General features: G+C 55.5%; 7 protein-coding genes and 2 pseudogenes. 6 read left to right on the top strand and 3 right to left on the bottom strand.

Going from position 1 to position 8,961, the window contains the following annotated elements; translation table 11 throughout:
• A partial coding sequence (locus ACR0AP_RS20565) for a family 1 glycosylhydrolase (RefSeq protein WP_480509110.1) occupies positions 1-946 on the bottom strand: 946 nt, incomplete at its 3' end.
• A 2-nt stretch (positions 947-948) separates the two neighbouring features.
• Positions 949-1,980, bottom strand: coding sequence for a LacI family DNA-binding transcriptional regulator (locus ACR0AP_RS20560; protein WP_480495814.1), 1,032 nt, complete (start codon positions 1,978-1,980; stop codon positions 949-951).
• Between the two features lie 209 nt (positions 1,981-2,189).
• On the opposite strand from ACR0AP_RS20560, the gene ACR0AP_RS20555 reads away from it, so the two are divergent.
• The 6 genes and pseudogenes from ACR0AP_RS20555 to ACR0AP_RS20530 all read left to right on the top strand — a co-directional run.
• Positions 2,190-3,458, top strand: coding sequence for an ABC transporter substrate-binding protein (locus ACR0AP_RS20555; protein WP_480509108.1), 1,269 nt, complete (start codon positions 2,190-2,192; stop codon positions 3,456-3,458).
• Between the two features lie 66 nt (positions 3,459-3,524).
• Positions 3,525-4,532 (top strand): carbohydrate ABC transporter permease, encoded by a 1,008-nt coding sequence (locus ACR0AP_RS20550; protein ID WP_480509106.1) that lies wholly within the window; start codon positions 3,525-3,527, stop codon positions 4,530-4,532.
• A 3-nt stretch (positions 4,533-4,535) separates the two neighbouring features.
• Entirely contained in the window at positions 4,536-5,684 is a 1,149-nt protein-coding gene (locus ACR0AP_RS20545; RefSeq protein WP_480509104.1) for a carbohydrate ABC transporter permease, read from the top strand.
• A 9-nt stretch (positions 5,685-5,693) separates the two neighbouring features.
• Positions 5,694-7,349 carry an alpha-amylase family glycosyl hydrolase gene (locus ACR0AP_RS20540; RefSeq protein ID WP_480495820.1) on the top strand — a complete coding sequence of 552 codons (1,656 nt, stop codon included), beginning with the start codon at positions 5,694-5,696 and terminating at the stop codon, positions 7,347-7,349.
• A gap of 3 nt (positions 7,350-7,352) precedes the next feature.
• Positions 7,353-8,435, top strand: a complete 1,083-nt coding sequence (locus ACR0AP_RS20535; RefSeq protein WP_480509102.1) for an ABC transporter ATP-binding protein — start codon at positions 7,353-7,355, stop codon at positions 8,433-8,435.
• Positions 8,436-8,516: 81 nt separating this feature from the next.
• Positions 8,517-8,594: pseudogene (locus ACR0AP_RS20530) on the top strand (IS6 family transposase); the annotation flags it as partial.
• 284 nt (positions 8,595-8,878) lie between these two features.
• On the opposite strand, the pseudogene ACR0AP_RS20525 reads toward ACR0AP_RS20530, so the two are convergent.
• Positions 8,879-8,961 (bottom strand): annotated as a pseudogene (locus ACR0AP_RS20525) (integrase); the annotation flags it as partial.

Below are 8,961 nucleotides of genomic sequence, written 5' to 3'. Positions count from 1 at the left end.
GAGGGCCGGGAACCTCAGCGAGACTTGGCCACGCTGTTTCTGCGGGCGCGATAAGTTTACGGGTGTAGTAGTTCAGTCCGCACCAGTCTACGGGTGCTCCGATGCTATCGAAATCATCTTGCCAGCCCGACGGAAGGTGGGGCTCCAGCCCCTCCAGAACATTCTCGGGATAGGCCTTGTTGAACACGCCGCCCAGAAAGAACCGGTTGTATATTCCGTCATACAGAGCGGCGGCCTGTTGTGCCTCGGCGCTGTCATCGGCGGGTTCGGCCCATTCCAGATTGAATACGCCGCCCAGGTTAGACATGCCCAACCCACGCATCGTCTGAATGGCCTGACCATGGGCCAGCAGAACGTGATGCATAGCGCGCGCCGTGGCTCGAATATCGCGCAGCCCGGGAGCGTGGTGCCCTTCGAAATGGCTCAACCAACTGACACACCACGGTTCATTGATGGGGGCGACGCTGTACATGCGGTCGCCAATCCGTCCCATGATGACCTCAGTGAAATCGGAAAACCAACCGGCAATATCCCGGTTGCGCCAACCGCCCAAGTCGGCCAGGGGCGACGGCAGTTCCCAGTGATACAGTGTCGCGCACGGACGGATGCCACGCTCCAAAAGCGCGTCGGTCAGGCGATCATAAAAATCCAATCCCGCCTGATTAACAGGTCCGCGCCCCTCGGGCATCACACGCGCCCAGCTGGTTGAGAAGCGATAGCAATCGAATCCCGCGTCGCGCACAAGATCAAGATCCTGTTCAAACCGGTTCAGGTGATCACAGGCCAGATCGCCGTTTTCTCCCCGCACTACATTTCCGGGTGTCGCTGCAAACGTATCCCAATGTGTCGAACCGGCGCCGCCTTGGGCATGGCCTTCGATCTGGTAAGCAGAGGTGGCGACTCCGAAATGGAAGTCATTGGGGAAATCGCTGCGCGTATGTTTCATTGTCAGATCCTGTTGGGTGCTGGGCCGGTTGATTTGCCAACAACCAGTTCCGCCTCAAGCAATCTGGTCTTGACCGGATCGTCAGGCGATTTGATCCTCTCAATCAACATCTCGGCGGCCAGCTCTCCTGCATGCCGCACTGAGGACCGCGTTGCTGTAAAGATGGGCACATCCTGTCCGTTTTTGAGATAAGAAAGGTCATCATCATGCGCGATGACCGAGACATCCCGGCCAATTCGCAGCCCTGCCTCGTCCAGCGCCCGCCTCACACCAATCGCTGAAATCATCGAGGATGCCAGAATGGCGGTTGGTGGATCGTCCAGTTGCAGCATATCGCGGGTTTCATGATGGCCGTAGACCTCGGTCATTTCGGCGCTGCGCATTAATTGTGGGTCCGGGATCAAGTCCGCCTGTTCCAGCGCTTGTAGGTATCCGGCACGACGGCGCTGTGCGAAATCCATATCCTCAAGCCCGTTAATCAGGGCAATCCGGCGGTGACCCAAGTCGATCAGGAACTGTGTTGCGCGCCGAAAGGAGCTTTTGTTGTTCACATCGATCCAGTCATACTCTGCATCTATCCCGGTCGAACGACCGTGTACGATAAATGGTACCGCCATCCGGTTTAGCAGATCGATGCGACGCTCGTTGACCTTGGGGCCTTGCAAAACGACGCCATCCACGGCCCCGCGCTGAAACAAGCTGCGATAGGCCCCTTCGATCGAAGTGTCATCCGCGGTGGTGAACATCATGTCGTAGCCGTTCGCAGAGTATGTCCGCGCAGCGCCGGCGACAAAGTCGCCGAAGATCGGGTTCACCATCTCGTGCTGGGACGAACTGGGGATGACGTGCCCGATCACCATGGACTTGCCAGTCGCCAGACCTTTGGCGCGACTGTTTGGCCGATAGCCATGCTTGTCTGCAGCGGCCTGCACGCGCACACGAGTCGCCTCGTTCACCTCTGGATAGCCGTTCAGCGCGCGACTGACCGTTGTCTGCGAAAGACCGAGAATCTCAGAGAGCTGCTTTAGGTTCATATGTTCAAAGCGCCTTCAAATGGATGCTCACTTGTTTTGTTGTGATTTTTTGCTTCCGTCAACCCGTTTTGGCAATGAGGTCAATAGCGGCAATAATTGAGGGGTAGAAAACGATATGTTGACAGAATCTGATTGCCAGCAGATAAAGTGCAACATCCAAAGCGCTTTGAAAATCTTGCAATGCGCAGATATTACTGGGAGGAGATTTCATGAAACACGCGCTTTATGCAGGTGTGGCCACATTCGCCCTGATGGCGGGAACAGCTCAGGCTGATAAGGTTACCGTGTTCGGGCCATGGCTGGGCCCGGACCAGGAAAACGTCGAAGCGGTTCTGGATGGCTTTGCAGCCGCGACAGGCCACGACTACGCGTATGTTGGTTCAGATAGTTTCGAGCAGCAGATCAGGATTGATGCAGAGGCAGGCTCGGCGCCGAGTATAGCCGTTTTCCCGCAGCCTGGTCTGGCGGCGGATATGGCCAAGTCGGGTTTTCTGACACCGTTGGGCGATGGCACCGCTGATTGGGTTCGTGACAATTACGCAGCCGGACAATCCTGGGTAGATCTGGGCACTTTTCCGGGGCCCGAAGGGCAGGATCACCTTTATGGGCTTTTTTACAAGGTAGATGTGAAATCCCTTGTTTGGTACGTGCCTGAGAATTTCGAGGATGCCGGTTACGAAGTTCCGACCACGATGGAGGAACTGAAGGCTTTGACCGATCAGATCGTCGCAGACGGAGAGACGCCGTGGTGCATCGGTTTGGGTTCAGGTGGTGCGACCGGTTGGCCAGCCACCGATTGGGTCGAAGACATGATGCTGCGCACTCAATCGCCCGAGGACTATGACGCCTGGGTGTCCAATGAAATGAAGTTCAATGACCCGAAAGTGGTCGCTGCCATCGAAGAGTTCGGCGCGTTTGCACGCAATGATCACTATGTTGCGGGCGGGGCAGGTACGGTCGCAACGACCGATTTCCGTGACAGTCCAAAGGGCATGTTCAGTTCGCCACCACAATGTTACATGCACCGTCAGGCGTCGTTCATCCCGGCATTCTTTCCTGAAGGCACGGTTGTCGGTGAAGATGCTGATTTCTTCTACTTCCCCGCATATGAAAGCAAGGATCTGGGTAGCCCGGTTCTTGGCGCCGGCACGCTATGGGCAATCACCAATGACAGCCCGGCTGCACATGATCTGATCGCCTATCTGCAGACCCCCGAAGCACACGAGACATGGATGGCCCTGACCGGCTTCCTGACTCCGCATAAAGGTGTTGATACGTCGGTGTTCTCGGATCCGACACTCAAGAAGATGAACGACATTCTTCTGGGTGCGACAACGTTCCGGTTTGACGGCTCGGACCTGATGCCGGGCGGCGTAGGGGCCGGTACTTTTTGGACCGGTATGGTTGACTATGCTGGTGGAAAGCCCGCTCAGGAAGTTGCTGACGAGATCCAATCTTCCTGGGATGCGCTGGACTAAGCGCGTTAAAACCCGGGCGGTCTGCGCGACAGGCCGCCCGTTTTCCCCTTCGCAACGGAGAGCGTGATGCATCCGGCAATTCAGGGCCTGCTGACCATCGCCATAGGCGTGTCGGGTTGTGTGGGCTATTTCTTTCTGTCCAACCAGTTTCTGGACAAGGTTCTGTTCCCTGCGCGCGGGCCGAATGCCGGCCGCAACATCAACCGCGCGAATATGATCCGGCCTTGGCTGTTTTTGCTTCCGGCGCTTGTAGCGATTGGCTTGTATCTGGCCTATCCGGTAGTTGAAACGTTGCGCCTGTCGCTCACGGATCGCGTGGCCGGCGGTGGGTATAAGTGGGTTGGTCTCGATAACTACATCCAGATGGTGGCAGAACCGAAATTCTGGGAAGCCATGCGCAACAATATGTTCTGGCTGATCGTGGTCCCTGCAATGTCGACTGCATTTGGTCTGTTGGCAGCTCAGCTAACTGATCGGATCCGCTGGGGTAACATCGCAAAAGCCCTGATTTTCATGCCGATGGCAATCTCTTTCGTCGGGGCTTCGGTCATCTGGAAACTGATCTACGATGCGCGTCCGGCCGAGCAAGACCAGATCGGGATTCTGAATGCGCTTTATCTGTTCTTTGGCGGGGCCGAGCCGCAAACCTGGCTAACCATTCCGTTCTGGAACAATTTCTTCCTCATGGGGATCCTGATCTGGATTCAGACAGGCTTTGCCATGGTGATACTGTCTGCCGCTTTACGCGGCATCCCCGAAGAAACCGTCGAGGCGGCGGTTTTGGATGGGGCCAATCCCTTCCAGATATTCTTCAAAATCAAGGTGCCTCAAATCTGGAACACAATTCTGGTTGTTTGGACAACCATCACCATTCTCGTCCTGAAGGTCTTCGACATCGTTTTCGCGATGACCAATGGCCAATGGGAGACACAGGTTCTGGCCAACTACATGTACGACAAGATGTTCCGCGCCAATGATTGGGGCGTGGGTTCGGCATCGGCCATGGTGATCATGTTGCTGGTGACGCCGATCTTGGTCTGGAACATCCGCAACGCACGCCGGGAAATGGAGTAGGGGATGAGCGATATTGCAGGAACCAAACCCGCCCTTAGATGGATCGTCCAGGCCTCGGTCCTCTTTCTCGTGGTGCTTTGGGTAATACCGACACTGGGATTGTTGGTCTCATCCTTTCGCACGGCTGACCAGATCGCGACCAGTGGCTGGTGGAAATCCCTGTATCCGTCCGAACAAAACCTGACGCTACGCACGGCCGTGCCCGATACGCAAATTCTGGAAAACGGGATGTATGTGATTGAAGGGAACCTGTTCGACAAAGGGCAGAAGGCTAGGATCTCAAGGTGGGGTATCAGCTCCCGCGCGGTGGATGCGTTTGAACCCGGTCAGACAGCGGAATTGCGTCGTGGCGGGACTATCACGGTCGATGCAAACGGGAACTACAAAGCGGAAAGTGAAGAGGAGTTTACTGGCAGCCGCGGCCCGCGTGTTTTCGTTAGTGCAGAACTTCCACCCGAGTTCACGTTGGACAATTACCACAAGGTTCTCTTGGCCGAGAACAGCACCGACAGTATGGGTCGGGCGTTCTTTAATACTCTCACAGTGACCATTCCTGCCACGATCATCCCTATCCTGGTTGCGGCGTTCGCCGCTTATGCGTTGGCGTGGATGGAGTTCCCGGGCCGCGTGTTGCTGATCGCAGCTATTGTCGGGCTTTTGGTTGTTCCGCTTCAGCTCGCACTGATCCCCTTGCTGAAATTCCATCTTAATATTGGGATCGGCAAAGGGTATCTGGGTGTCTGGATGGCCCACACAGGCTTTGGAATGCCGCTGGCGATTTACCTTCTTCGCAGCTACATGGCCGGACTGCCACGTGATTTGATCGAGAACGCGCGGGTCGACGGGGCGTCTGAGTTCCAGATCTTTACGAAACTGATCCTTCCACTCAGCTTCCCGGCGCTCGCGTCTTTCGCAATCCTGCAGTTCCTGTGGACCTGGAACGACCTTCTGGTGGCCAAAGTCTTCCTGATTGATGCATCAGGTCAAACCACCGTCATGACCAATCGAATTGTCGAACTGCTGGGTACAAGAGGGGGCAACTGGGAAATCCTCGCCACCGCTGCGTTTGTTTCGATCATTGTTCCACTGATTGTTTTCTTCGCAATGCAAAAATACCTGGTCCGTGGCCTGCTGGCCGGATCCGTCAAATAGAGGCGTCTGATGAACGTGCAGAACACTGTAGAACTTTCCAAATCAACCAAAGCAAAGTCAGAGTGGTGGCGCGGTGGCGTGATCTATCAGATCTATCCGCGCAGCTTTCAGGACAGCAATGGTGATGGGATCGGTGACTTGAAAGGGATCACCCAACGTCTGGATTACATTGCGGATCTGGGGGTCGATGCGATCTGGATCTCGCCCTTCTTCAAATCTCCGATGAAGGATTTCGGCTACGACGTCAGCGATTATCGCGATGTGGATCCTATGTTCGGCTCGTTGGAAGATTTCCGCGAGTTACTCGATCAGGCCCATGACAAGGGTCTGAAAGTGATGATCGATTTGGTGCTGTCACACACATCTGATCAGCACCCTTGGTTCGGTGAGAGCCGCGCCGATTGGGACAACCCGAAATCCGACTGGTATGTTTGGGCCGACCCTAAACCGGACGGCACACCGCCCAATAACTGGTTGTCTATCTTTGGCGGTTCAGCGTGGCAGTGGGAGCCTCGTCGCCTGCAATATTTTCTGCATAACTTTCTGAGTTCGCAGCCAGACCTGAACTTTCACTGTAACGAAGTGCAAAACGCACTGCTGGATGTGGCTCGGTTCTGGCTGGACATGGGCGTGGATGGTTTTCGCCTGGACACGATCAACTTTTATTTCCACGACAAACATTTGCGGGACAATCCGGCCCTTCCGGTCGAAGAACGTAATGCATCAATTGCGCCTGCGGTGAACCCCTATAACCACCAGGATCACCTTTATTCCAAAAGTCAGCCCGAGAATATCGCCTTCCTCGAAAGGTTGCGCGCGCTGACCGACGAATATGAAGGCCGTGCCTGTTTGGGTGAAGTCGGTGATGCACAGCGCGGGCTGGAAATCATTGGTCAGTACACCTCGGGCGATCAACGAATGCATATGTGCTATGCCTTCGAGTTTCTGGAAAAGCGTGCGTTGACCGCGCCTTATGCAAAGCAGGTCTTTGATCAGCTCGAGGAAAAGGCAGGCGACGCATGGCCATGCTGGGCGTTCTCGAACCATGATGTTGAACGTCATGCCTCGCGCTGGGACCTAAACGATGCGGCCATTCGCCAGCACGCGGTTCTGATGATGTGTCTGCGCGGCTCTGCCTGTTTGTATCAGGGAGAGGAACTGGGCTTGCTCGAGGCAGATGTTCCGTTCGAGAAACTGCAAGACCCCTATGGCATCGAGTTCTGGCCCGAGTTCAAGGGTCGCGACGGATGTCGCACGCCAATGGTTTGGGCGACGCAGGACGAACATTCAGGCTTTAGCACCGGTGAGCCGTGGTTGCCTGTTAGTATGGCCCAAACGGAAAGAGCCGTTGACCGGCTCGAGGCGAACGACCAATCGATGCTGCACCATTATCGCCGCGCAATCGCCTTGCGCCGCGTCCACCCAGCACTAACTACGGGTGCACAGTCCAACATGAAACAGGTTGGACCTGTGCTGACTTTCCAGCGTGAGGATGCGTCTGAAGCGGTGTTTTGTGCTTTCAACCTTGGAACGGAAGCTCAGCGGGTCGACTTGCCCTTGGGTGATTGGCGGGTCATCGGGCGGGAACTCGGCGGTAGCGACGGTGCAGGAAGCGTTACGCTGCACCCCGCACAGTTTTGTCTGATGGCTAAGGTTAAGGGGTAAACCATGTCAGAACTCAAACTTACGGATGTCGCGAAATCCTATGGTCCGGTCGATGTTCTGAAACATATCGATCTGGATATCGCAAAGGGCGAGTTGATCGTCTTTGTCGGTCCATCGGGTTGCGGAAAATCAACCTTGTTGCGAATGATTGCCGGGCTGGAAAAGATCACCGGCGGCACCTTGGAGATCGAAGGGCAGGTCATGAATGATGTGCCGCCCGCCCAAAGGGGCATTGCCATGGTGTTTCAGTCCTATGCGCTCTACCCACATTTGACCGTGCGCGAGAACATGGCATTTGCACTGAAGATCGCCAAGATGCCTGCTGCCGAGATCGATGCCGCCGTTGAACGCGCGGCCCAGACCCTTCAACTGGATCCGCTCTTGGATCGTCTGCCCAAGGCTCTGTCCGGAGGGCAACGCCAGCGCGTCGCTATCGGGCGCGCCATCGTGCGAGACCCCAAGGTCTATTTGTTCGACGAACCGCTTTCGAACCTCGATGCTGCGCTGCGCGTTGCAACCCGGATCGAGATTGCGCGCCTGAAAGAGGCGATGCCCGAAAGCACAATGATCTACGTGACCCACGATCAGGTTGAGGCGATGACGCTGGCCAGCCGGATCGTCGTTCTTGCCAACAAAGGCATCGCGCAGGTTGGTACGCCACTGGAACTGTACGAAACGCCGGATAACGAGTTTGTGGCGCAGTTCATCGGATCGCCCTCTATGAATCTGCTGTCTGGCAATATTTCCAAAACCGGGGATTTGACAGAGGTCACACTTGATGCGGGCGGAAAAGCCGTTTCATCCATTTCGACCACGCCCGAACAAATGGGTTTGCAGGTCAATATCGGCGTACGACCTGAGGATTTCGTTGCCGACGCCGCCGCTGGGTTTCTGGACGGCACTGTCGATTTTGTCGAAGCCCTGGGTGAAGTGACCTTGCTGTATTTTGCCAGCAGGCCGGGGGCTGAGAATATCGTCGCCAAGTTTCCTGGCGTTGAACGAAACCGACGTGGGAAAGCTGTCAAATTGAATGCGGACCCGAGCAAAGTGCATCTGTTTCACAATGGTTTGTCAATGCGGAAATGATGAGGGCTTTGTCGCGAACTTTTGGCCAGGAAGTCTTGGTGTTAATGGCGTTTCGGACTTTGATCGAGGCAGACAGTAACAATTTCATTCAAAGGCGCTCATTTCCCAAGGGACGTGATACTACTCGCAGTGTTCTTCGATCTTCGTTACCCAGTGTCCTAGGATCTATTGCAAAGTTTCTTACTGAACGAAGAGTTGGTACCGAACCCTCTGCTTGTGCCGCCAATGCCGCAACTTGGCGAAACGGACAGATTCCGGGCGTAAGCTGACCTTTGCGGATCATGTGCGTCACTTCGCTGCTCACTTTGCCCGCAAGGCAGACGTCGGACAACTCGTCGATCTCGCAGATTAAGCGAATGGCCGGTTCGTTGAAGCTGCACCGCAGCGTGGCCAGAGGCGATGAATGACCAGTTTGGGCCGCCCGCGTAGGCGACCCAACTGCACTAGATTTCAATGGCTTCAGCGATGGCCAAGGCATCCTCGAGTTCGACACCGAGGTATCGGACCGTACTGTCCATCTTCGTGT

It is taken from the genome of Ruegeria sp. AF7, from assembly GCF_056541885.1.
This window is presented reverse-complemented; position numbering and strand designations above follow the sequence as displayed.

Coding starts and splice junctions, on each gene's coding strand:
- ACR0AP_RS20560 (WP_480495814.1), bottom strand. CDS start 1,980: ATGAACCTAAAGCAGCTCTCTGAGATTCTCGGTCTTTCGCAGACAACG.
- ACR0AP_RS20555 (WP_480509108.1), top strand. CDS start 2,190: ATGAAACACGCGCTTTATGCAGGTGTGGCCACATTCGCCCTGATGGCG.
- ACR0AP_RS20550 (WP_480509106.1), top strand. CDS start 3,525: ATGCATCCGGCAATTCAGGGCCTGCTGACCATCGCCATAGGCGTGTCG.
- ACR0AP_RS20545 (WP_480509104.1), top strand. CDS start 4,536: ATGAGCGATATTGCAGGAACCAAACCCGCCCTTAGATGGATCGTCCAG.
- ACR0AP_RS20540 (WP_480495820.1), top strand. CDS start 5,694: ATGAACGTGCAGAACACTGTAGAACTTTCCAAATCAACCAAAGCAAAG.
- ACR0AP_RS20535 (WP_480509102.1), top strand. CDS start 7,353: ATGTCAGAACTCAAACTTACGGATGTCGCGAAATCCTATGGTCCGGTC.